The organism is Klebsiella sp. JN_Kp126, assembly GCF_033843325.1.
GTDB lineage: Bacteria > Pseudomonadota > Gammaproteobacteria > Enterobacterales > Enterobacteriaceae > Klebsiella > Klebsiella michiganensis.
Genome location: NZ_JAWXQV010000047.1, coordinates 117,424 through 138,160 on the forward strand (window position 1 = coordinate 117,424; position 20,737 = coordinate 138,160).

At 54.1% G+C, this 20,737-nt stretch carries 20 protein-coding genes and 2 tRNA genes; 7 read left to right on the forward strand and 15 right to left on the reverse strand.

Annotated features, from left to right (window positions below; translation table 11 throughout):
• Nucleotides 1-5: 5 nt before the first annotated feature.
• From nqrE to SIK97_RS07120, 5 genes are read right to left on the reverse strand one after another with little or no spacing between them, the layout of a single operon-like run.
• Nucleotides 6-602 (reverse strand): NADH:ubiquinone reductase (Na(+)-transporting) subunit E, encoded by a 597-nt coding sequence (gene nqrE / locus SIK97_RS07100; RefSeq protein ID WP_004847929.1) that lies wholly within the window; start codon nt 600-602, stop codon nt 6-8.
• A gap of 6 nt (nt 603-608) precedes the next feature.
• Nucleotides 609-1,247, reverse strand: coding sequence for an NADH:ubiquinone reductase (Na(+)-transporting) subunit D (locus SIK97_RS07105; protein WP_004099162.1), 639 nt, complete (start codon nt 1,245-1,247; stop codon nt 609-611).
• On the reverse strand, nt 1,240-2,034 hold the full coding sequence (locus SIK97_RS07110; protein WP_004847924.1) for a Na(+)-translocating NADH-quinone reductase subunit C: 795 nt from the start codon (nt 2,032-2,034) through the stop codon (nt 1,240-1,242). The genes SIK97_RS07105 and SIK97_RS07110 overlap by 8 nt, the downstream gene beginning before the upstream one ends.
• A complete protein-coding gene (locus SIK97_RS07115) occupies nt 2,027-3,265 on the reverse strand; it encodes an NADH:ubiquinone reductase (Na(+)-transporting) subunit B (RefSeq protein ID WP_004847922.1) in 1,239 nt (412 codons plus the stop codon). The genes SIK97_RS07110 and SIK97_RS07115 overlap by 8 nt, the downstream gene beginning before the upstream one ends.
• A gap of 3 nt (nt 3,266-3,268) precedes the next feature.
• Nucleotides 3,269-4,612 (reverse strand): Na(+)-translocating NADH-quinone reductase subunit A, encoded by a 1,344-nt coding sequence (locus SIK97_RS07120; protein ID WP_057173107.1) that lies wholly within the window; start codon nt 4,610-4,612, stop codon nt 3,269-3,271.
• A 413-nt stretch (nt 4,613-5,025) separates the two neighbouring features.
• Between SIK97_RS07120 and dpaA the strand changes: the two genes are divergently transcribed.
• On the forward strand, nt 5,026-5,766 hold the full coding sequence (dpaA, locus tag SIK97_RS07125; protein WP_014228031.1) for a peptidoglycan meso-diaminopimelic acid protein amidase: 741 nt from the start codon (nt 5,026-5,028) through the stop codon (nt 5,764-5,766).
• Here the strand turns inward: dpaA and SIK97_RS07130 are convergent.
• Both SIK97_RS07130 and lpcA read right to left on the reverse strand, forming a co-directional pair.
• Nucleotides 5,737-6,504 (reverse strand): class II glutamine amidotransferase, encoded by a 768-nt coding sequence (locus SIK97_RS07130; protein ID WP_004847917.1) that lies wholly within the window; start codon nt 6,502-6,504, stop codon nt 5,737-5,739. The two genes, dpaA and SIK97_RS07130, sit on opposite strands and share 30 nt — an antisense overlap.
• 149 nt (nt 6,505-6,653) lie before the next feature.
• Nucleotides 6,654-7,235, reverse strand: a complete 582-nt coding sequence (gene lpcA / locus SIK97_RS07135) for a D-sedoheptulose 7-phosphate isomerase (protein ID WP_004099149.1) — start codon at nt 7,233-7,235, stop codon at nt 6,654-6,656.
• Between the two features lie 238 nt (nt 7,236-7,473).
• Between lpcA and fadE the strand changes: the two genes are divergently transcribed.
• Both fadE and SIK97_RS07145 read left to right on the forward strand, forming a co-directional pair.
• Nucleotides 7,474-9,918: an acyl-CoA dehydrogenase FadE gene (fadE, locus tag SIK97_RS07140; protein ID WP_014837468.1), complete on the forward strand. Its 2,445-nt coding sequence runs from the start codon at nt 7,474-7,476 to the stop codon at nt 9,916-9,918.
• A gap of 183 nt (nt 9,919-10,101) precedes the next feature.
• Complete coding sequence (locus SIK97_RS07145; RefSeq protein WP_014837467.1) at nt 10,102-10,872, forward strand: amidohydrolase; 771 nt, start codon at nt 10,102-10,104, stop codon at nt 10,870-10,872.
• Nucleotides 10,873-11,126: 254 nt separating this feature from the next.
• Here SIK97_RS07145 and SIK97_RS07150 read toward each other — a convergent pair.
• Together SIK97_RS07150 and dnaQ are read right to left on the reverse strand one after the other, a co-directional pair.
• Nucleotides 11,127-11,203 (reverse strand) — tRNA-Asp (locus SIK97_RS07150).
• A gap of 132 nt (nt 11,204-11,335) precedes the next feature.
• The gene (gene dnaQ / locus SIK97_RS07155) at nt 11,336-12,067 is read right to left on the reverse strand and encodes a DNA polymerase III subunit epsilon (RefSeq protein WP_025108466.1); all 732 of its coding nucleotides are present in this window, start codon (nt 12,065-12,067) and stop codon (nt 11,336-11,338) included.
• 65 nt (nt 12,068-12,132) lie between these two features.
• Here dnaQ and rnhA point away from each other — a divergent pair, with 65 nt between their 5' ends.
• Nucleotides 12,133-12,600, forward strand: coding sequence for a ribonuclease HI (gene rnhA / locus SIK97_RS07160; RefSeq protein ID WP_049101434.1), 468 nt, complete (start codon nt 12,133-12,135; stop codon nt 12,598-12,600).
• Here the strand turns inward: rnhA and SIK97_RS07165 are convergent.
• Nucleotides 12,597-13,319 carry a class I SAM-dependent methyltransferase gene (locus SIK97_RS07165; protein ID WP_004847912.1) on the reverse strand — a complete coding sequence of 241 codons (723 nt, stop codon included), beginning with the start codon at nt 13,317-13,319 and terminating at the stop codon, nt 12,597-12,599. The two genes, rnhA and SIK97_RS07165, sit on opposite strands and share 4 nt — an antisense overlap.
• 32 nt (nt 13,320-13,351) lie before the next feature.
• Here SIK97_RS07165 and gloB point away from each other — a divergent pair, with 32 nt between their 5' ends.
• Together gloB and mltD are read left to right on the forward strand one after the other, a co-directional pair.
• The gene (gloB, locus tag SIK97_RS07170) at nt 13,352-14,107 is read left to right on the forward strand and encodes a hydroxyacylglutathione hydrolase (RefSeq protein ID WP_049081134.1); all 756 of its coding nucleotides are present in this window, start codon (nt 13,352-13,354) and stop codon (nt 14,105-14,107) included.
• Between the two features lie 71 nt (nt 14,108-14,178).
• Nucleotides 14,179-15,546 carry a murein transglycosylase D gene (gene mltD, locus SIK97_RS07175; protein WP_014228024.1) on the forward strand — a complete coding sequence of 456 codons (1,368 nt, stop codon included), beginning with the start codon at nt 14,179-14,181 and terminating at the stop codon, nt 15,544-15,546.
• 57 nt (nt 15,547-15,603) lie between these two features.
• Here mltD and SIK97_RS07180 read toward each other — a convergent pair whose 3' ends face one another.
• The 3 genes from SIK97_RS07180 to SIK97_RS07190 form a co-directional block, all read right to left on the reverse strand.
• Complete coding sequence (locus tag SIK97_RS07180; protein ID WP_057173109.1) at nt 15,604-16,374, reverse strand: class I SAM-dependent methyltransferase; 771 nt, start codon at nt 16,372-16,374, stop codon at nt 15,604-15,606.
• An 84-nt stretch (nt 16,375-16,458) separates the two neighbouring features.
• Complete coding sequence (locus tag SIK97_RS07185) at nt 16,459-17,256, reverse strand: endonuclease/exonuclease/phosphatase family protein (protein WP_025108464.1); 798 nt, start codon at nt 17,254-17,256, stop codon at nt 16,459-16,461.
• 105 nt (nt 17,257-17,361) lie between these two features.
• On the reverse strand, nt 17,362-18,552 hold the full coding sequence (locus SIK97_RS07190) for an MFS transporter (RefSeq protein WP_014228021.1): 1,191 nt from the start codon (nt 18,550-18,552) through the stop codon (nt 17,362-17,364).
• A gap of 104 nt (nt 18,553-18,656) precedes the next feature.
• Here SIK97_RS07190 and yafC point away from each other — a divergent pair, with 104 nt between their 5' ends.
• Entirely contained in the window at nt 18,657-19,559 is a 903-nt protein-coding gene (gene yafC, locus SIK97_RS07195; protein WP_047724389.1) for a DNA-binding transcriptional regulator YafC, read from the forward strand.
• 30 nt (nt 19,560-19,589) lie between these two features.
• Here the strand turns inward: yafC and dkgB are convergent, their stop codons facing one another.
• Both dkgB and SIK97_RS07205 read right to left on the reverse strand, forming a co-directional pair.
• Nucleotides 19,590-20,393: a 2,5-didehydrogluconate reductase DkgB gene (gene dkgB, locus SIK97_RS07200; protein WP_014837458.1), complete on the reverse strand. Its 804-nt coding sequence runs from the start codon at nt 20,391-20,393 to the stop codon at nt 19,590-19,592.
• 163 nt (nt 20,394-20,556) lie between these two features.
• Nucleotides 20,557-20,633 (reverse strand) — tRNA-Asp (locus tag SIK97_RS07205).
• Between the last annotated feature and the right edge of the window lie 104 nt (nt 20,634-20,737).

The window sequence follows — 20,737 nt, forward strand, 5'->3', positions numbered from 1 at the left end:
CGCCCTTATAGCTGCACACCGGAGAATGACATAAAGCCCAGCGCCATCAGACCCGTGGTAATAAAGGTGATCCCTAACCCGCGCAGACCCGCAGGCACGTTTGCGTATTTCATTTTTTCACGAATGCCCGCCATCGCCACAATTGCCAGCAGCCAGCCGATGCCGGAGCCAAAGCCGTAAACGATGGATTCGGTGAAGTTATAGTCACGCTGCACCATGAAGGAGACGCCGCCAAAGATCGCACAGTTGACGGCGATCAGCGGCAGGAAGATCCCCAGCGCGTTATAGAGCGTCGGGAAGTACTTATCGAGGATCATCTCCAGGATTTGCACCAGCGCGGCAATCACGCCAATAAAGGTGATAAAGTTCAGAAAGCTTAAGTCGACGCCTTCAACCAGCGCACCGTCGCGCAGCACCAGGTTATACACCAGATTATTGATCGGCACCGCCAGCCCAAGTACGACCGTTACCGCCACGCCGAGTCCGAAAGCGGTCGAGACCTTTTTCGATACCGCGAGGAAAGTACACATCCCAAGAAAGAAGGCCAGCGCCATATTTTCAACAAACACGGCGCGGACAAACAGGCTAATATAATGAGCCATAATCGGTTACTCCTTTTCCTGCTGTTCAGGCTTCCAGCTGCGCACCGCCCAAATCAACAAACCGATAATGAAGAACGCACTGGGCGCCAGAAGAAACAGACCATTTGGCTGGTACCAGCCGCCGTTCTGCACCGTTTCCAGCACGGTAATACCGAATAGCTTACCACTGCCGATCAGCTCTCTCAGGAAACCGACGATGATTAGGATCGCCCCGTATCCCAGACCGTTGCCAATACCGTCCATAAAGCTCGCCAACGGCGGCGACTTCATGGCATAGGCTTCGGCGCGCCCCATCACGATACAGTTAGTGATGATCAAACCGACGAAAACCGAAAGCTGTTTCGAGATCTCATAGGCAAACGCGCGTAGCACCTGATCGACGACGATAACCAACGAAGCGATAATCGCCATCTGTACAATGATGCGCACGCTATTCGGAATGTGGTGGCGAATCATGGAGATAAACATGCTGGAGAATGCCGTAACCAGCGTCACCGCGATGGTCATTACAAAAGCGGTCTCCAGCTTGGTGGTCACCGCCAGCGCGGAGCAGACGCCCAGTACCTGCAGAGTGATAGGGTTATTAGCGATAAGCGGCCCCACCAGCACGCGCTTCATTTCTTTCATGTCGCCCAAATCAGCCATTATTCAGCTCCCCTTCTCGCACCTTTTGCAGGAATGGACCAAAGCCCAGTTTGCCCATCCAGAAATCAAAGCTATGCTGCACGCCGTTTGACGTCAGCGTTGCGCCCGACAGGCCATCAACGGCGTGCAGGTCGCCAGGACGCGCGCCGCCTTTGACGATTCTCAGCGCAGGCATCCCTTTATCATCAAGCACCTGTTTACCGACGAACTGCTGGCGCCAGTTGGGGTTTTCAATTTCCCCGCCCAGCCCCGGCGTTTCACCGTGATCGTAATAGGTGATCCCTTTGACCGTGCGGCCATCGGTTTCCAGCGCCACAAAAGCGTACATCACCGACCACAGGCCGTTACCGTAAATTGGCAGTACCACTTCCTGAATCTGCTGCTTTTCATCGCGCACCAGGTAAATTTCAGCAATATTACTGCGGCGTTTGATACCGGCAGGATCCTGGCTCGCCTCCAGCTGTAGGCTCTGCTGAGGATCTTTCAGGGCCTGGGCCTGATTAAACTTGCCCGGATCTTTATCCAGCAGCTCACCGCTGGCTAAATCGACTAAACGCGGAGAGATATGGGCCTTAAAAATGTCAGCCACTTCATCTGCGCTCATTCCCTGCTTCATCAGACCGGCAACCGCCAGGATATTGCGCTGTTTATCGAGAGCGCGCTGCTCCTGCTGGCGTGATTTTAGCCCCACGGCAGAACCGGCGACCACAATTGAGCAGACCAGACAAAGCACCAGCACCACCAGCAGCGTTTTGCCGATGCTATCGTTACTTTTATTCTCAGCCACGCGATTTCCTCCGCTTAATATTGGCCCGCACCACCAGGTAATCAAACAGCGGCGCGAAGAGGTTGGCGAAGAGGATCGCCAGCATCATTCCTTCCGGATAGGCCGGGTTGACCACGCGAATCAGGACGCACATCACGCCGATCAGCAGGCCGTAGCTCCATTTACCTTTATCCGTAAACGACGCGGACACCGGGTCCGTCGCCATAAACATCATGCCGAAAGCAAAACCGCCGAGCACCAGATGCCAGTACCACGGCATGGCAAACATCGGGTTGGTATCAGAGCCTATAAAGTTAAACAGCGTCGCGGTGGCCACCATGCCGATGAAAACCCCTGCGACAATGCGCCACGAGGCCACGCGACCAAAAATGATGATGGCGCCGCCGATGAGAATCATCAGCGTCGAGACTTCGCCAATCGACCCCGGGATATTGCCGAGGAAGGCGTCCATCCAGCTTACCGGCTGGCCGGTAGAGACGTTAACCAGCGATTCACCGCCGCCGCTTGCCCACTGGGATAACGGCGTCGCGCCGGAGAAACCATCCGCCGCAGTCCACACCAGGTCGCCGGAAATTTGCGCCGGCCAGGCAAAGAATAAAAACGCGCGCCCCGCCAGCGCCGGGTTGAGAAAGTTACGCCCGGTTCCGCCAAAAATCTCCTTGGCCATGACGACGCCGAAGGTAATCCCGAACGCGGCCTGCCATAGCGGCAGCGATGGCGGCACAATCAGCGCGAACAGAATTGACGTCACGAAGAAGCCTTCGTTTATTTCGTGCTTGCGCACGATAGCAAACAAGACTTCCCAGAACCCGCCGACAAGAAACACGGTGATGTAGATAGGCAGGAAAAATACCGCCCCCAGGGTCATCATACTGAGCCAACCGGCGTCAGCGGTGAAGTTCACCCCCAACCACTGCGCGATGCTGTAGTGCCAGTTCCCGGCGATAACCTGCTGCAGCTGCTCAGCGCCGTATAATTTATGCAGTGCCGGAATGGTCTGCAGGCCAACGTTATACATTCCCCAGAACATCGCCGGGAAAACGGCGAACCACACCAGAATCATCATCCGCTTGAGATCGATGGCGTCTCTGACGTGCGCCGCGCCGCGCGTGACCTGCCCGGGGGTGTAGAACAGCGTCGCCGTCGCTTCAAACAGCGGATAGTATTTTTCCAGCTTGCCGCCGTGCGTAAAGTGCGGCTCAATTTTGTCAAACAGTTGCTTTAAGCCCATCACTTATCCTTCCTGCTCTATCTGGGTTAACACTCTGCGCAATGCCGGGCCATATTCGTACTTGCCGGGACATACGTAGGTGCAAAGCGCCAGGTCTTCTTCATCCAGTTCCAGACAGCCCAGCGCCTGCGCGCTGTCGGTATCCCCCGCCAGCAAATCACGCAGCAGCATGGTGGGCAGAATATCCAGCGGCATCACTCGCTCATAGTTGCCAATCGGCACCATAGCCCGCTCGCCGCCGTTGGTATCCGTCGAGAAATTAAATAGCTTACGCTTCATAAAATGGCCGAGCGTGGTGCGGGTGATGGAAAATTTATCTTTCCCGGGCATTACCCAGCCGAACAGCTCTTTCTCACGCCCCTCTTTTACGACGCTTATCTGTAAATGAAAGCGGCCAAGAAAAGCATGGGGCCCTTGAGCATGCGTTCCGCTGAGGACTGAACCAGAAATAACGCGGTTTTCATCATCCAGAAGTTCATCTGCCAGCAGTTCATCAAGGCTGGCGCCAGAGCAGGTCTTTAATAAACGAGGCTCTTTCACCTGCGGGCCGCCGAGCGCAACAATGCGTTCGCTAGACAACTCCCCTTCAAGGAACAATTTGCCAACGGCGATAACGTCCTGATAGTTAAGATGCCAGACCTGCTTTTTCAGGCTAACCGGCTCGAGAAAATGGATGTGGGTCCCGACCAGCCCGGCCGGATGCGGCCCGGCAAACTGGTTGAAGGTCACCTGGCCCACGGGATGCCCGCCAAGCTTGCCACCGCTGGCCTGGCAGACGTGGACCTTACCGTCGGTCAACCGCGTCAACAGGGTTAAGCCTGCGTCAAAAGCCTCGCGCTGGGCCAGAATGATTGGCTGAGGGTCTGCCGCCAGTGGATTCGTATCTATGGCGGTGACAAATATGGCCGCTGGAACGCTGCCCGGTGCAGGTATTTTGCTGAAAGGGCGGGTGCGAAACGCCGTCCACATCCCCGACTCCACCAGCTGCTGCTGCACGGCCTCGCGCGTCAACGCGGCAAGATCGGCTAATTCATAGCGGGGAAAATGAACGGCATCATCGCCATCTACGTCAATAACGACCGATTGCAGAACCCGCCGTTCGCCGCGATGAATGGCGCTGATGGTTCCACTCGCAGGGGCAGTAAATCGCACGCCAGGATTTCTTTTATCTTCGAACAGAAGCTGACCTTTTTGTACCCGGTCTCCTTCACGCACCGCCATCGAGGGGCGCATACCGATGTACTCTTCCCCCAACAGCGCAACGCGCTTGACCGCAGTCTTCGAAGAAATCTGCTGTGATGGCATGCCAGCTATGGGCAAATTCAGCCCTTTCGTGATTTTAATCATATCGTTAGCAGGTATCCGTTACGTAAACCCCGGCATCAGGCCGAGGCCAGCATAATTAATGGAAAATAAGAGGAAGAAAGGAACATCGTAGTCCTGATAATTCACAAGACGGGAGAGAAGCATCCTTTCTTACCCTGAGTATTTAGCGGAGCAAGTGTAACATTTCGTGAGCGGCGCCTGTAGACAAACTGCCATTAAGTCGTTCTAAAATGCGAGCTATTACGCAAAGTTCTGACTGCGCTTTACCTGAATATTCGCTATAACGGAAAACTAAAACGTAAACGTGGCACGTCGTGCTTGCGAAAAAATGCCGTGATGCTAATGTGAGCGCTCTAAAACCAGAAAACTCTGATTTCGGGTCTCTCTTGCCGTCCTGGCAATGTGGTTATTTGTTTTATCAAGGAACAAGTAGTATGCGCAAAATCGCATTATTTATTGCGATGCTTCTGTTGCCGTGCGTTTCATTCGCAGGGCTACTTAGCAGTAACAGCTCGACAACGCCGATGAGCAAAGAGTATAAGCAGCAGCTCATGGGTTCGCCGGTCTACATTGAGATCTTCAAAGAAGAGCGCATGCTCGATCTTTACGTCAAGATGGGCGAAACCTACCAGCTTCTCGACAGCTACCGAATCTGTAACTACTCCGGCGGGCTCGGTCCAAAGCAGCGCCAGGGCGATTTCAAGAGCCCCGAAGGTTTCTATAACGTTTCCCGCAATCAGCTAAAACCCGACAGCCGTTTCTACAAAGCGATCAATATCGGTTTCCCGAACGCTTACGATCGCGCGCATGGCTATGAAGGAAAGTATCTGATGATTCACGGTGCCTGCGTATCCGTTGGCTGTTACGCCATGACCGATACCGGTATTGATGAAATCTTCCAGTTCGTCACCGGCGCGTTAGTCTTCGGCCAGCCCAACGTTCAGGTGAGCATTTATCCTTTCCGCATGACCGACGCCAACATGGCGCGTCACAAATTTTCCTACTTCGCGGATTTCTGGCAGCAGCTGAAACCCGGGTACGACTACTTCCGGCAGACGCATAAGCCGCCGGTGGTTTCGGTCGCCAATGGCCGCTACGTGGTGAGCAAACCGCTCAGCCACGAAGTTGTGCAGCCGCAGCTCGCGTCAAACTACTCGGTCCCCGAGGCAAAATAACGCCCACTCGCCTGGCATAATTTTATTCCAGGTTTCGTTGCCGGTAAGCGGCTGAGTGGCGATAACGGAGACCACATCATTCGGTGTGGTCTCGCGTTGAAAGTCAATTTCTACGTCCTGATCCAGCAGCGTCGCTACGCCAAACGGCGCCCTTCGCGTAATCCAGTATAAATTCGTCGAGCAAAACGCCATCACGTAGCGCCCATCGGAGAGCAGCATGTTAAACACGCCTTTTTCACGCAGCGCTCCGGCAAGCGTGGCGATAAATCTGAATACCTCAACCATATCGCCCGGCATTTCCGGATAGCGCTCGGTGATGCTGTGCAGCAGCCAGCAGAAGGCCTTTTCGCTGTCAGTCTCCCCGATAGGATGCAGACTTCCCGTCTCGAGGCTCTCATACCCCTCCAACTGACCGTTATGAGCGTAGGTCCAGTTGCGCCCCCATAGCTCCCGGGTAAAGGGGTGAGTGTTTTCCAGCGCAACGATACCTCGGTTGGCCTGGCGAATATGGGCGATGACCGAGCAGGACTTGATAGGATATTCCTGCACCAGCTTTGCTATGGGCGACTGGAAGCTAGGCTGCGGATCTTTAAATGTGCGACAGCCCTTACCTTCATAAAACGTAATGCCCCAGCCGTCTTTATGTGGCCCGGTTCCGCCACCGCGCTGCACCAGCCCGGTGAAACTGAAGCAAATATCTGTGGGCACATTCGCGCTCATCCCGAGCAATTCGCACATAGATCACCTCATACCACTTACTGAAACATAAAAGGCGTTATTGGTGCAGCCAGTTTGGACACGGCCAGCGCGCAGAAACCGGAGCGTACTTCATGTACGTGAGGATCTTGAGCACTGCCCGGGTTCAAAATGGCTAACAAAATAGCCTTTTAAGCTTTAACCATCTCTTTTTCGATCAGCATAATCAGGATATGAATCACTTTAATATGGATTTCCTGAATACGGTCGGCGTAGCCAAAATGCGGTACGCGAATTTCTACATCCGCTGACCCCGCCATTTTACCGCCATCTTTCCCGGTCAGAGTAATCACTTTCATCCCCTGGGCGCGGGCGGCTTCAATCGCTTTGATAACATTACCTGAATTACCGGAAGTAGAGATCCCCAGTAATACGTCGCCTGCACGACCCACTGATTCTACATAGCGAGAGAAAACATATTCATAGCCGAAATCATTGCTGACGCAAGAGAGATGGCTCACGTCGGAAATCGCAATGGCCGGATAGCCGGGGCGATTTTCACGATAGCGCCCGGTCAGTTCTTCCGCAAAATGCATCGCATCGCAGTGCGAACCGCCGTTACCGCAGGAAAGGACTTTGCCGCCAGCTTTAAAGCTATCCGCCAGCAGCACCGCAGCACGCTGAATCGCGTGAATGTTGGCTTCGTCCTGCAGAAAGTTAGCCAGCGTTTCAGCGGCTTCATTCAGTTCGTTACGAATAAGATCCTGGTACATGAGGATAATCCTTCAGTATTTGTGGGATAACCCAGGCAGTTTACCGGATAGCCGACGCAGCGAGAAGCAGCACGCAATGCAATCCCCTGTGCTTTTGATTTTATGTGCCGCATTTCCGTACAACAATGTGAGCAAGGTTGTAATTATTTTGTAAACACATTGCTAAAACAAATTACATCCACTACAACCATATCATCACAAGTGGTCAGACCTCCTACAAGACAGGGAGCATTTCTCTATGATGATTTTGAGTATTGTTGCAACCGTTGTTTTACTCGGTGCGCTCTTCTATCACCGAATCAATCTGCTGCTGAGCAGCGCGATTTTGCTTGTCTGGACCGCCGCACTCGGCGCTGCGGGGCTGTGGAATATCTGGCTGCTGATTCCGCTGGCGATCGTTTTACTGCCGTTTAACCTTGCGCCGATGCGTAAATCCATGATTTCAGTCCCGGCGTTCCGCGCTTTCCGTAAGGTCATGCCGCCGATGTCGCGCACCGAGAAAGAAGCGATTGACGCTGGCACAACCTGGTGGGAAGGCGATCTGTTCCGCGGCAACCCCGACTGGCAGAAACTGCACAACTATCCGCAGCCGCGCCTCACCGCTGAAGAACAAGCCTTTATTGACGGCCCGGTCGAAGAAGCCTGCCGTATGGCGAACGACTTCGAAATTACCCACGAGATGGCCGATCTGCCGCCGGAGCTGTGGGCCTATCTGAAAGAGCATCGCTTCTTCGCGATGATCATTAAGAAAGAGTACGGCGGGCTGGAATTCTCCGCCTACGCGCAGGCTCGCGTACTGCAAAAGCTATCGGGCGTCTCCGGGATCCTGGCGATTACCGTCGGCGTGCCGAACTCATTAGGCCCGGGCGAGCTGCTGCAGCATTACGGTACAGAAGAACAGAAAAACCACTATTTGCCGCGCCTGGCTCGCGGCCAGGAGATCCCGTGCTTCGCGCTGACCAGCCCGGAAGCGGGTTCAGATGCCGGCGCCATTCCGGATACCGGCGTCGTCTGCATGGGCGAATGGCAGGGCCAGCAGGTGCTGGGTATGCGCCTGACCTGGAACAAACGCTATATCACCCTTGCGCCTATCGCCACCGTACTGGGGCTGGCGTTTAAACTCTCCGATCCAGACCGCCTGCTGGGTGGAGAAGAGGAGCTGGGCATCACCTGCGCGCTCATCCCCACCAGCACCCCCGGCGTTGAAATCGGGCGTCGCCATTTCCCGCTGAACGTTCCGTTCCAGAACGGCCCGACCCAGGGGAAAGATATTTTCGTTCCTATCGATTACATTATTGGCGGCCCGTCGATGGCCGGCCAGGGCTGGCGGATGCTGGTTGAGTGTTTATCCGTGGGACGCGGCATCACCCTGCCGTCAAACGCTACCGGCGGCCTGAAATCCGTCGCCATGGCTACCGGCGCCTACGCGCACATTCGCCGCCAGTTCAAAATCTCTATCGGTAAAATGGAAGGGATCGAAGAACCGCTGGCGCGTATCGCAGGCAACGCCTACGTAATGGATGCCGCCGCCTCGCTGATTACCTACGGCATTATGCTTGGCGAAAAACCAGCGGTACTGTCGGCAATTGTGAAGTATCACTGTACTCACCGTGGTCAGCGTTCCATTATTGACGCAATGGATATTACCGGCGGTAAGGGCATTATGCTCGGCACCGGAAACTTCCTGGCGCGGGCCTATCAGGGCGCGCCGATCGCCATCACCGTTGAAGGGGCGAATATCCTGACCCGCAGCATGATGATCTTCGGCCAGGGTGCGATTCGTTGCCATCCGTACGTGCTGGATGAAATGGCGGCCGCGCAGAATAACGACGTTAACGCTTTCGATAAGCTGCTGTTTAAACACATCGGGCACGTGGGCAGCAATAAGGTACGCAGTTTCTGGCTGGGCCTGACCCGCGGTCTCACCAGCAGCTCGCCGACCCGCGATGCCACTCGTCGCTACTATCAACATATGAACCGACTGAGCGCCAACCTGGCTCTGCTGTCCGATGTCTCAATGGCGGTACTGGGCGGTAGTCTGAAGCGTCGTGAAAGAATTTCTGCGCGTCTGGGAGATGTGCTGAGCCAGCTCTACCTGGCGTCGGCGGTCCTGAAACGCTATGACGATGAGGGGCGTAACGAAGCGGACTTACCGCTGGTTCACTGGGGGGTGCAGGATGCGCTGTATCAGGCCGAGCAGGCGATTGACGATCTGTTGGTGAACTTCCCGAATCGTCTGGTCGCTGGGGCGCTTCGCGTGGCAATCTTCCCGACCGGACGTCATTACCTGGCGCCTTCAGACAAGCTGGATCATAAGGTAGCGAAAATCCTGCAGGTTCCGAGCGCGACGCGTTCGCGTATCGGCCGCGGTCAGTATCTGACGCCGAGCGAGCATAATCCGGTTGGCCTGCTGGAAGAAGCGCTGCTTGATGTTATGGCAGCAGACCCTATCCACCAGCGCCTGTGCAAAGAGCTGGGCAAGAATCTGTCGTTTACGCGTCTTGATGAACTGGCCCGCAACGCGCTGGCAAAAGGGTTAATCAATCAGGACGAGGCGGACATCCTGGTCCGTGCGGAAACCAGCCGACTGCGCAGCATTAACGTCGACGATTTCGCCCCGGATGAACTGGCGACCCGCCCGGTAAAGCTGCCGGAAAAAGTGCGCAAGATCGAAGCGGCTTAAAAACAAAAAAATAAACTCATCACGATCGAGGCGGGGACTTCCCCGCCTCTCTTTTTTCTGACAATTCAGCGGAAGGTATTTCCAGGGCTGTCATTCTTTTACAAAATATTCCCTGAGCCGTCCATCGGCTGATATGGTGTTAAAGTCATTATAATTCCTCTCATCATACTGGAGTTCACCACCGTGCCCGGACTGAAAATTACCCTTTTACAACAACCGCTGGTGTGGATGGACGGTCCCGCCAACCTGCGCCATTTCGATCGTCAACTGGAAGGGATTACCGGGCGTGACCTCATTGTTTTACCCGAAATGTTCACCACCGGTTTCGCGATGGAAGCAGCAAAACAGTCGCTGTCGCAAGAGGAAGTGGTAGCCTGGATGGAGGCTAAAGCCGACCAAACCAACGCGCTGATTGCCGGTAGCGCCGCGCTGCAAACGGACCGTGGTCCGGTTAACCGCTTCTTGCTGGTTGAGCCCGGCGGTAAAATCCATTTCTATGACAAACGCCACCTGTTTCGCATGGCGGATGAACATCATCATTACGCAGCGGGTAACGAGCGGGTCATTTTTGCCTGGCGCGGCTGGAGAATTCTGCCGCTGGTATGCTACGACCTGCGCTTCCCCGTGTGGTCACGCAACCATAACGACTACGATTTAGCGCTGTATGTTGCCAACTGGCCCGCCCCGCGCTCAATGCACTGGCAGTCGCTGCTGGTCGCCAGAGCTATCGAAAATCAGGCTTATGTTGCCGGATGCAATCGCGTCGGCACCGATGGCAACGGGCACCATTACCGGGGCGATAGCCGGATAATCACGCCGCAGGGTGAGATTATCGCGACGGCCGAACCGCATCAGGCGACTCGCCTGGATGCTGAGCTTTCGCTGACGTCGCTAAAAGAGTATCGCGAGAAGTTTCCGGCCTGGCAGGACGCTGACCCCTTCACGCTCAGCTAAAGCCAGCCTGGCAGGGGAGCCCAGGCTCCCTTTTTATATCTCAAACCAGCGCTATCCCGCCCGCTCGCCGCAGGGCCCTGCAGGTAAACGCCCGCCGCGCGGAACAAGAATATGAATGCTATTAACGCCAGGCTCGCGGACAAACGTTGTCAGACCGGCGCAACGGATGGCTGGCGAAGACGGGGAAGAGAATGTGTTCTGCAGGCTAAAACGACGAAAGCCTGAATCATTGCTGATTCAGGCTTTCTGAATAGTGGCGGAACGGACGGGACTCGAACCCGCGACCCCCTGCGTGACAGGCAGGTATTCTAACCGACTGAACTACCGCTCCACTTACTGTTCCCTTGGGAACGAGGCGAATATTACGGATTCCCCTCTACTCCGTCAACGCTTTTTCTTCATTTTTGAATCGCTTGCTGCAAAAATCACCCAATAGACTATTTTTAGCGCGTTTATGGGTAAATCAGGCCCGCCACAGGCAGCTTCCGCCTTTCTTTTGCACCAGATCGAGCCGCGACTCGTGGTTCATCAGCTCTTCATCAGAGGCGTAAACCACCCGTAATTTGCTGGCGGCGCGCACAACGCGTTGAATGCCCATTTCTCCGGCCTGCTGCTGCCCTTCCCCTTCCATTGAGAAAGCCATCGTCGTCTGGCCACCGGTCATCATCAGATAAACGTCGGCCAGAATCTGGGCATCGAGCAACGCCCCGTGCAGCGTTCGCTTGCTGTTGTCTATTTCATAACGTGAACAGAGGGCATCAAGGCTGTTACGCTTGCCCGGGAACATTTTACGCGCCAGGGCCAGGCTATCGGTCACCTTACAAAAGGTATCCGTCTTCGGAATGCCGCGATTCAGCTTAGCAAATTCATAGTCCATAAAGCCGATATCGAACGATGCGTTATGGATGACCAGCTCCGCGCCGCGGATATAGTCGAGAAACTCATCGACCACATCACCAAACGCGGGCTTATCCATCAGGAATTCGTCCGCAATACCGTGGACGCCAAACGCTTCAGGATCCACCAGCCGGTCCGGCTTTAAATAGACGTGGAAGTTGTTTCCGGTCAGGCGGCGGTTGATCACCTCCACCGCACCGATTTCAATTATCTTGTGCCCTTCATAGTGCGCACCAATCTGATTCATACCGGTGGTTTCGGTATCGAGAACGATCTGTCGCGTAATTGCAGTGCTCATAGCGGTCATTTATGTCAGACTTACCGTTTTACGTATCGATTTCAATTACAGGAAGTCTACCAGAGATGCTCAAACAGGTAGAAATTTTCACCGATGGTTCTTGCCTGGGAAATCCAGGTCCTGGCGGCTACGGTGCGATTTTACGCTATCGCGGGAAGGAAAAAACTTTTAGCGAAGGATTTAACCTTACAACGAACAACCGCATGGAGATGATGGCCGCCATCGTCGCCCTGGAAGCGCTGAAAGAACATTGTGAAGTGATCCTCAGTACCGACAGCCAGTATGTGCGTCAGGGGATTACGCAGTGGATCCACAACTGGAAAAAACGCGGCTGGAAAACGGCCGACAAGAAACCGGTAAAAAATGTCGATCTCTGGCAGCGCCTGGACGCCGCGCTGGGTCAACACAAGATAAAATGGGAATGGGTTAAAGGCCATGCCGGACATCCGGAAAACGAACGTTGCGACGAACTGGCGCGCGCGGCAGCATCTAACCCAACCCGGGACGACATCGGTTATAAGGCAGAAAGTTAATTCTGCCCCTTGCGCCACTGACGCGTGGCGCCTACCGCCTGCGGTATCCGTTTTTTTGCTTTGCCCGATTTCATCGGGTTTAGCGTCAATGGGATAGTGCGTTTACGGGCAACAATGAGCTGCAGACATCCCAACGCCGGTAGATGCGTGCTGAGCATTTTCCCCCCGTGGCGCGACCAGGGAAGGACCTGATAGCCCCCGTAGTGCATAACTTCAAAATTCAGCAACCCCAGCCAGTCCATCTGACGCGTTAAGGTGAACATGCGGCTGTTATAGGGGGGCTTATTGCGTAACACCGGCACCAGTTTACGTAACCCCATCAGGCTTACAGGATTAAAACTGGTTAAAATTATCCAGCCATCGTCAATCAGCACCCGGTCCGCTTCCCGCAGCAGTCGATGCGGATCGCTGCACCACGGTAAGGTATGCGCCAGCAGGCAGGCATCTACCGACTTTTCGGCAAAAGGCAAATGCAGCGGATCGGCCTTTACCTGCACAGGATTCCCCTGCAAAGAGACATTCACCTGATGGGAAATCGCGCAGGCTTCGGTATTGATTTCCGCGCTCAGATTGCCAATCTTAAGTAAATGAAAGCCATATAATTTAGCGAGCCACGGTTTCATCTGCCGTTCCAGCGATTCGCGGTAGTATTCGCCCCACGGCATGCTGGACCAGTGCTCTGGCGCTGTAACTGTATGAGGTATCCTTGCCGGCTTCATCGCAACCTTCCGCTACGCATTAGAGGTAATTTATGAATCTTATCAGTATTCCCGCATTTCAGGACAACTACATCTGGGTTCTTAGTGAAGATAGCGGGCGCTGCCTGATAGTCGATCCCGGAGAAGCCGCGCCCGTGCTCACCGCCATCGAACAAAACCGCTGGCAACCGGAAGCCATCTTGTTGACGCATCACCACCGCGACCACGTTGGCGGCGTTAAACAACTGCGGGAAAAATTTCCGAACCTGGTGGTTTACGGACCGGCAGAAACCCAGGATAAGGGCGCAACCCACCTCGTGAAGGACGGAGATAGCCTCACTGTTTTGGGCCGCGAATTTTCTATTTTTGCCACGCCAGGTCACACTTTAGGACACATCTGTTTCTACAGCGCACCTTATCTATTTTGTGGCGATACAATGTTTTCCGGCGGCTGCGGCAGACTCTTCGAAGGGACCGCAGAGCAGATGTATCAATCATTTAAGAAGATTGGCGCCCTTCCTGACGAAACATTAATATGTTGCGCACATGAGTACACTTTAGCAAACATGAAGTTTGCAATAAGCATCCTTCCCCATGATAGGGAGATAAACGATTACTACCGCAAAGTTAATGAGTTACGTGCAAAAAACCAAAAAACACTCCCCGTAACTCTGAAAAATGAGCGTCTTATTAATTTATTTCTTCGAACGGATGATGATGATTTAATTAAAGAAATAGACAAAGAAACAAATTTGCAACACTCTATTCAGCGATTTGCCTGGTTAAGGTCAAAGAAAGACGACTTCTGATATTTAATTCTTGTCTTCAGACGACTTCACCGTTATCCTTGCTCGTCTTTTAAGCAACTATTGACACACACATGAAGGCACGAGCGATTTTACTCGCCTCTGTCCTGCTGGTGGGGTGCCAGGCGTCTAAGAACGATGGCACCGTACAACAGCACGCACAGAGCCTTTCTGCAGCGAGTCAAGGGGAAGCAAGCAAGTTCACAAGTCGAGCGCGCTGGTTAGATGATGGAACCTTCTACGCGCAAGACCAGGATCTGTGGACTTCAATAAGCGACGAGCTAAAGATGGGAATTCCGGAAAACGTCCGGATTCGCGAACAAAAACAGAAGTACTTAAGAAATAAGAGCTATCTCCACGATGTAACTTTACGGGCAGAGCCGTATATGTACTGGATAGCCGGGCAAGTTAAGAAACGTAACATGCCAATGGAACTGGTATTACTACCCATAGTGGAGAGCGCTTTTGACCCGCACGCAACGTCTGGCGCCAATGCCGCAGGCATTTGGCAGATCATTCCGAGCACCGGGCGCAATTATGGTTTGAAACAGACCCGCAGTTACGATGCGCGTCGTGACATCGTTGCCTCAACCACGGCAGCGTTAAACATGATGCAACGTCTGAACAAAATGTTCGACGGCGACTGGTTGTTAACCGTCGCTGCCTATAACAGCGGTGAAGGTCGGGTAATGAAGGCTATCAAAGCGAACAAATCACGGGGTAAACCCACCGATTTCTGGTCGCTGTCATTACCACAGGAAACCAAAATATACGTACCAAAAATGCTGGCCCTGAGCGATATTCTCAAGAACAGCAAGCGGTATGGCGTAAGGCTGCCAACAGCAGACGAAAGCCGTGCCCTGGCGCGTGTACGTCTCGACAGTCCGGTTGAGATTTCCCAGCTAGCGGATATGGCAGGAATGCCCGTCAGCAAGCTGAAAACGTTCAATGCAGGCGTTAAGGGGTCGACTCTGGGCGCGAACGGGCCGAATTACGTACTGGTACCGCAGAAGCATGCGGCGCAGCTGCGTGAGTCTTTGGCCTCCGGTGATATTGCCGCCGTGCAGCCGACGCTGCTGGCTGACAACAAGCCGTTGACCAGCCGCAGCTACCAGGTGCGCTCCGGTGACACCATCTCCGGCATTGCATCGCGTCTCGGCGTATCAACGAAAGATCTGCAGCAGTGGAACGGTATTCGCGGTTCTAACCTGAAGGTCGGCCAGAATCTGGTGATTGGCGCAGGCAGCAGCGCTGAACGTCTGGCAAACAATAGCGATAGCATTACCTATCGCGTGCGTAAGGGCGACTCTTTGTCGAGCATTGCGAAACGCCATGGCGTGAACATTCGCGATGTGATGCGCTGGAACAGCGATACCGGCAACCTGAAACCTGGCGATCAGCTGACGCTGTTTGTGAAAAACAGCGACAGACCGGAATCCTGATGATTCAGCAGGCATTAAAAAAGGCACCCATGCGGTGCCTTTTGTTTTATCTCTGCGTTAGATGGCCTTATGGGCCTCAAACATAATCGTATCGCTGGTGAAAGAACCATCCTGCTGCAATGCAAAATAGGCTTTGACCTCCGCCGATGCGCTCTCCTGGTATAAACGAATCGCTGCCGTCAGCGCCGCTGGCGTCCGCATCCGCGCGACCCAGGAGCTGAACTCCAGAGGCAGGCGATCGGTCAGCAGATGATTTATCACCAAACCGGCCTCACTCGCCATTGTCAGCCATTCGCCGCTGGAGTAGTTGCGAACATGGGAGGTATCGCGCAGCGCCTCAACCGTCTGCAGCCAGACGTCGCGAACAGGATGGCCGGGCGACATCACATCCATAATAATCATCACTCCGCCCGGTTTCAGCACCCGCTTCACTTCACGCAATGCCTGGCCAACATCATGCCAGTGATGCGCAGAATAACGGCTGATCGCGACATCAAAGCTGGCATCAGCGAAAGGCAAAGATTCGGCATAGCCCTGCTGCGTGGCAATATTAGCAAAACCTTTATCCCTTGCGGCCTGAGCCACCACCTCCAGCATCTGGCTGGATAAATCATATGCCGTTACCTGGGCAACCTGCCCTGCCGCCGCAAAGCTGGCGTGTCCGGCACCGCATCCCATATCCAGCACGTGGGCCTGAGGGAAGTCCGCCAGCCGTTCGGCAAGTCGCTGCAGATCGCGCCCTGAAGCGTGTACGGCACTGCTCAGGTAGGCGCTGGCCTGTGAGCCAAACTGTTTTTCGACGTTGTCATGATGAGAGCGTGTTGTCATTGCATTGTCCTTCGGTTTTTTGAGTAATAAAGGCAGCACCATGCATACGCAGGCCTGCCCCATGGCAGGCCTGACATACCTTAATTAATCAGGCTTGCCGGGACTGAATTCAACTAGTAGCGGGTTGTGGTCGGACGCGCGGGTCACCAGCACGGAAGCATCGTGCACGCTTAACCCCCGGTAGAACACAAAATCAAGCGGGCGGCCAAAAGTACGGCGGCGCTGATCGTCAGAGAAGCGGACTTCGCGCAGCGACATTTCACGCGCAAAGCGATACAAAGCGTTCATTCGCGGACGACTCCAGGCGTTAAAGTCACCCGCCATTATCACCGGCCCGCTGTGATGGGCAATCTGGTCGCCAATCGGCAGCAACTGCTTGCTGTAGACATCCACGCCAAGACTAAAGTTGACCGCGTGGATATTTACCACCATCAGCAGCCGGGTATCCGGTAACGGGTAAACGGTGACCAACGCTGACTTTGCCAGCCGCAGGATAGGCTCGCGCTCGCGCAGTGGGCAGCAGTAAATGGGGTGGGCGGAAGCTAACGTCATCACGCCGGAAGGATGCTGCGGAAGCACCAGTGCCGGAACCTGGTCAGCGGCCAGATAATTGGAGGTGGCGAATTTCACTAACTCAGGCGTGGTTTGCGCTTCCTGTAATAACACCAGGTGCGCATCTTTACCGAAATTATTAAGCACGGATTTCCACTCGGCGCGCTGCTGTTTGAAAATGTTCCACACCAGCACGCGGATTTTCTCATCCGAACTTAACGGTACCCCGGCCGGAAAAGCCGGAGTCATGCCAGCAAACGACCCCGGAGGTAAGATTCTCTCCGCGGGTTGTCCGGCGACGTAGCGCATGGCATAGGTATTCTTTCGCAATTTAGGCATCAAACCTCGATAACAGGAAACCAGCCCGAGACTGCAGCTGGTCCTTCTGTTATAGGGATTTTTGTATACACTTTCAATGCAATTTGCCAGAAACCTTTATCCTTCTACGGAAAGAACCGTAGCACAGCGCTGAGGCTTATCTAGCCGGCCGCTAAGAACCACCAGCAACAGCGCGACCAGAACTATCAGCGCGCCAATCCAGGGCGTCTGATCCAGACCATAATGTTCTACCGTCTGCCCGCCAATCACCGATCCTAAGGCAATCCCGATGTTAAAGGCGGCAATATTCAGGCCTGAGGCAACGTCAACCGCGCCTGGAGTATACTGCTCCGCTTTCTGCACAACGTATACCTGCAGACCCGGAACGTTACCGAATGCGAAGATGCCCATCACCAGTACCGTCGCCAGCGCCGCATACTGAATGCTGGCCGTAAACTGAAAGATCAGCAGTAAAGCAACCAGGGCGGCAAAAATCAGCTTCAGCGCGGGCACGGCGCCATGCTTATCCGCCAGCTTTCCGCCCCATACGTTGCCCACCGCTACAGAAACACCGTAGCCCAGGAGGATCCAGCTAACGGCCGCCGGGCTAAATCCGGCAAGATCCTGCATCATCGGCGCCAGGAAGGTAAAAGCGGTGAATACGCCGCCATATCCCAAAGCCGTAATGGCATAGATTATCAGTAAACGGGGATGAGTCAGAACCTGGAGCTGGGCGCGTAAACCGGCGCTGACACGACCGGGAATGTTATTCGGCACCAGGATAAGGCTGCTCATTAACGCGATTACGCCAAGGATCGACACGGCAAGGAACGTCTCGCGCCAGCCAAAGTGTTGGCCGATAAAGGTGCCCAATGGTACGCCGGTCACCAGCGCAACGGTCAGACCGCCAAACATAATCGCAATCGCCGAAGCCGCTTTCTCTTTCGGGACCAGGCTGGTCGCAATTGTCGATCCGATCGAAAAGAATACCCCGTGCGCCAGTCCCGTCAGCAGGCGTGCCAGAACCAGAGTTTCATAACCCGGCGCCTGCCAGGCCAGCAGGTTACCGGCGGTAAACAGCGCCATTAACGCCAGCAGCAGTTGCTTACGCGGCATACGCCCGGTCAGCGCGGTGAGCACCGGGGCGCCAATCGCCACGCCGAGCGCGTAGATAGAAACCAACAGCCCCGCTGAGGGTAGCGAAATAGCGAGTTGTTCTGCAATGGTGGGCACCAGGCCCACAATGACAAATTCGGTCGTGCCAATAGCAAAGGCACCGATAGTTAAGGCAAGTAGCGCCAGCGGCATAATGTACTCCGTATCAACATGATTAAGATGACACGTAGTATGAAGAGATGCTTTAATAACAAAAATAGCCAAAGTATCAATAGAATTTTGCCACAGGTGCAATAATGAGAGCTACCTCAGAAGAAATCGCCATTTTTGTCGCCGTGGTCGAGAGCGGCAGCTTTAGCCGCGCAGCGGAACAGCTAGGTCAGGCCAATTCCGCCGTCAGCCGGGCGGTGAAAAAGCTGGAATCAAAGCTCGGCGTGAGCCTGCTTAACCGTACGACCCGTCAGCTAAGCCTGACCGAAGAAGGAGAGCGTTATTTCCGTCGCATGCAGGTTGTGCTTCAGGAGATGGCCGCTGCCGAAAATGAACTTCTGGAGAGTCGTACGACGCCAAGAGGACTATTACGGGTTGATGCCGCGACGCCGGTGATACTGCATTTCCTGATGCCGTTGATAAAACCCTTCCGCGAGCGTTATCCAGAGATGAGCCTTACGCTGGTCTCGTCCGAAACCTTTATCAATCTGATTGAGCGGAAAGTTGACGTCGCGATCCGCGCCGGCACGCTGACCGATTCCAGCCTGCGCGCCAGGCCATTGTTTAATAGCTACCGCAAAATAATCGCTTCACCGGACTATCTCGCTCGCCATGGAACGCCGCAAAGCGTCGCTGAGCTAAAAAATCATCAATGCCTCGGTTTTAGCGAACCTGCTTCATTGAATACCTGGCCAGTCTCCTGCTGCGATGGCCAGCTGCTGGAAATCGAAAGCGAGATATCTTCCAATAGCGGAGAAACGCTCAAGCAGCTGTGCCTGGCCGGTAACGGAATCGCCTGTCTGTCGGACTATATGGTGGATAAGGAAATTGCTGAAGGGGCGTTTGTCGAGCTGCTGGCTGATAAACGGCTGCCGGTTGAAATGCCGTTTAGCGCGGTTTACTACAGCGACAGAGCCGTAAGCACGCGGATCAGAGCCTTTATCGACTTCCTTAGCGAACATGTAAAACAGCTCCCGAAGGAGCTGTAAGAGGGTTGTAGAGTACAGAGGGGGATTAGATTAGTCCCATTCAGGCGCCAGACCGTCCGGGCTAACCAGACGATCGTTGCAGTCCAGGGCGGCGATCGCCTGGCGATCGTCTTCATCAAGCTGCAGATCCTGAGCTTTAAGGTTGCTTGCCAGGTTTTCGCGCCGCGTCGAAGACGGAATTACCGCATAACCTTCGCCCATTGCCCAGGCCAGGATAACCTGTGCCGGCGTGGCATTATGTTTCGTCGCAATACGTGCAATCACTTCATCTTTCAGTGCCTTACCGTAGGCCAGCGTCATGTAAGAGGTGATATGAATACCGTGTTCACGCGCCCAATCAACCACTTTGCGGTTCTGCAGGTACGGAGAGAGTTCAACCTGGTTGGTTGCAATATTCTCTGCGCCAACGGCGGCAATTGCCCGCTCCATCAGCGGAATGGTGAAGTTAGAAATACCAATCTGACGGGTCAACCCCTGCTTTTTCGCTTCCAGCAGCGCGGCCATAAACTCTTCGACGGCAACGGCATCGTTTGGCGACGGCCAGTGGATTAACGTCAGGTCGACATAGTCAGTCCGCAGCTTCAGCAGGCTCTCTTTCAGGCTGGCGATCAGCTTGTCTTTGCTGAGATTTTCAATCCAGATCTTGGTGGTGATGAACAGTTCATCGCGCGCAACGCCGCTTTCAGCAATAGCCTGACCCACAGCAGCTTCATTATCATAGATTTGCGCGGTATCAATGGTGCGATAGCCCAGCTCAAGCGCCGTTTTTACAGATGCAATAACCACGTCATCTTTCAGACGGAAGGTCCCAAGGCCAAATGCAGGGATTGTCATGATTTTCCTCTTTATTCATTCATATCGGTTAACGAGGGTAATTATGACCAACGAGAGGATTGAGAAAAAGAGCGCTAAACGCAGAGGATTTTTGCTAAAAAAGCAATAATAAAGCGACAGGCAAAGAAAAAGCCCTGAGCAAATGCTCAGGGCTTTTAATAAGTGGCGGAACGGACGGGACTCGAACCCGCGACCCCCTGCGTGACAGGCAGGTATTCTAACCGACTGAACTACCGCTCCACCGAATACTTCTGTAACCACCGGATTTATGCACCGGCTTACTACTTAATTTGATGCCTGGCAGTTCCCTACTCTCACATGGGGAGACCCCACACTACCATCGG

Coding starts and splice junctions, on each gene's coding strand:
- SIK97_RS07105 (WP_004099162.1), bottom strand. CDS start 1,247: ATGGCTGATTTGGGCGACATGAAAGAAATGAAGCGCGTGCTGGTGGGG.
- SIK97_RS07180 (WP_057173109.1), bottom strand. CDS start 16,374: ATGACAACACGCTCTCATCATGACAACGTCGAAAAACAGTTTGGCTCA.
- nqrE (WP_004847929.1), bottom strand. CDS start 602: ATGGCTCATTATATTAGCCTGTTTGTCCGCGCCGTGTTTGTTGAAAAT.
- dnaQ (WP_025108466.1), bottom strand. CDS start 12,067: ATGAGCACTGCAATTACGCGACAGATCGTTCTCGATACCGAAACCACC.
- gloB (WP_049081134.1), top strand. CDS start 13,352: ATGAATCTTATCAGTATTCCCGCATTTCAGGACAACTACATCTGGGTT.
- mltD (WP_014228024.1), top strand. CDS start 14,179: ATGAAGGCACGAGCGATTTTACTCGCCTCTGTCCTGCTGGTGGGGTGC.
- SIK97_RS07120 (WP_057173107.1), bottom strand. CDS start 4,612: ATGATTAAAATCACGAAAGGGCTGAATTTGCCCATAGCTGGCATGCCA.
- dkgB (WP_014837458.1), bottom strand. CDS start 20,393: ATGACAATCCCTGCATTTGGCCTTGGGACCTTCCGTCTGAAAGATGAC.
- SIK97_RS07115 (WP_004847922.1), bottom strand. CDS start 3,265: ATGGGCTTAAAGCAACTGTTTGACAAAATTGAGCCGCACTTTACGCAC.
- yafC (WP_047724389.1), top strand. CDS start 18,657: ATGAGAGCTACCTCAGAAGAAATCGCCATTTTTGTCGCCGTGGTCGAG.
- lpcA (WP_004099149.1), bottom strand. CDS start 7,235: ATGTACCAGGATCTTATTCGTAACGAACTGAATGAAGCCGCTGAAACG.
- dpaA (WP_014228031.1), top strand. CDS start 5,026: ATGCGCAAAATCGCATTATTTATTGCGATGCTTCTGTTGCCGTGCGTT.
- fadE (WP_014837468.1), top strand. CDS start 7,474: ATGATGATTTTGAGTATTGTTGCAACCGTTGTTTTACTCGGTGCGCTC.
- SIK97_RS07130 (WP_004847917.1), bottom strand. CDS start 6,504: ATGTGCGAATTGCTCGGGATGAGCGCGAATGTGCCCACAGATATTTGC.
- SIK97_RS07165 (WP_004847912.1), bottom strand. CDS start 13,319: ATGAAGCCGGCAAGGATACCTCATACAGTTACAGCGCCAGAGCACTGG.
- rnhA (WP_049101434.1), top strand. CDS start 12,133: ATGCTCAAACAGGTAGAAATTTTCACCGATGGTTCTTGCCTGGGAAAT.
- SIK97_RS07190 (WP_014228021.1), bottom strand. CDS start 18,552: ATGCCGCTGGCGCTACTTGCCTTAACTATCGGTGCCTTTGCTATTGGC.